The sequence below is a fragment of the Stenotrophomonas sp. P5_B8 genome (assembly GCF_054049855.1).
Genome location: NZ_JBFULO010000654.1, coordinates 1 through 1466, shown reverse-complemented (window position 1 = coordinate 1466; position 1466 = coordinate 1). Strand labels below are relative to the sequence as shown.

Below are 1466 nucleotides of genomic sequence, written 5' to 3'. Positions count from 1 at the left end.
GGTGACTGCGCTCAACGGCTCGGTCATCCGCGGAGAGGCGCACGGCCTGAGCATTCTGCACGCCAGTTCACTCGCCGTCGCCAGGCCTGGCGACGGCACGGTCATCATCGACGGATCGTCGGTGGTCGGCACCGCGGGCAGCGCGATCAACGTCCGCTCCGACGGGACCGGCCTGCTCGCCAGCACCGACATTTTCGTCCGTAACGGCGCCTCGCTCAGCGGCGGTGACGGCAACATCCTCACCGTCGAGCAAGGGTCTGCCACCGACCGCATCACCACGGCCAACCTCTTCGTGGAAGGCAGCGTGCTGGATGGCAACGTCCTGGTCGCCGCCGATGGCAGCGTTGGCAACGTTACCCTTTCCAACGGCGGTCGTATCAACGGCAGCTTCACTGGCGTCAACGCCGCTACCATCGATCAGGGCGGCTATTGGCAGCTCACGGGCAACAGTAGCGTCAACACGCTGACCGCGGCGACCGGCGGTGTAGTCGCGCTGGGCAACGGCACCGCGTTCAACACCCTGACCGTGAGCGGCAACTACACCGGCAACGGCGGCACGCTGCTGTTCAACACCGTGCTGGCCGGCGACGATGCCGCCTCGGACAAGCTGGTCATCGGCGGCGACAGCAGTGGCCAGACCAACGTGCGGGTCAACAACGTGRGTGGTGCCGGGGCGCAGACGGTCAACGGCATCGAGCTGATCACCGTGGCCGGTGCCTCCAACGGCCAGTTCGACTTGGCCGGACGTGCCGTGGGCGGGCAGTACGAATATTTCCTGTTCAAGAACGCAGGCAACTGGTACCTGCGCTCGCAGCTGCCGACGGCGCCGGACCCCTGCGATACCGATCCCACCCTGCCCGGCTGCGGCGGCCCCGTTGACCCGCCGGTGGATCCGCCGGTCGACCCGCCGGTGCCGGTGCTGCGTCCGGAAGGTGGGGCTTACCTGGCCAACCTGCAGGCCACCCAATCCATGTTCCGACTGGGCTACCACGACCGCCATGCCGGCCAGAACAGCGGCCGCGCCTGGGCGCGGGTGGATGGCTCGCGTACCGGCTTTGATGCGGTGAGCCAGCAGCTGGATGTGCAGGGCAACAGCCAGTCGCTCAGCGTCGGCGCCGATGTGTGGCGCAACGATGCGGGCAGCGGCGTAGGCGTGATGCTGTCCAGTGGCAATGCCACCAGCACCTCGACCAATGCGCTTACCGGCTACTACGCCCGCGGCAAGGTCAAGGGCGAAGCGCTGGGGGTGTACGGTACGTGGCGGGCGGGCAATGACGTCGATCCGTATGCCGGCTTCTACGTGGATGGTTCGGTGCAGCGTGCGCAGTTCCGTAACCGCGTGGAAGGCGTCGGGCTGGACGCCGAACGCTACGACAGCCGCGGCTGGCAGGGCGCGATTGAAACCGGCTACGCGTTCCGCGTGGGCGGTGCACAGGCCGGCGGGATCTTCCTGGAGCCGCAGTTGC

At 67.6% G+C, this 1466-nt stretch carries 1 protein-coding gene; it reads left to right on the top strand.

Going from position 1 to position 1466, the window contains the following annotated elements; all coding sequences use genetic code 11:
• Nucleotides 1-1466: autotransporter outer membrane beta-barrel domain-containing protein (locus ACXJKH_RS20400; RefSeq protein WP_457322094.1), on the top strand; the 1466-nt coding region annotated here is incomplete at both ends.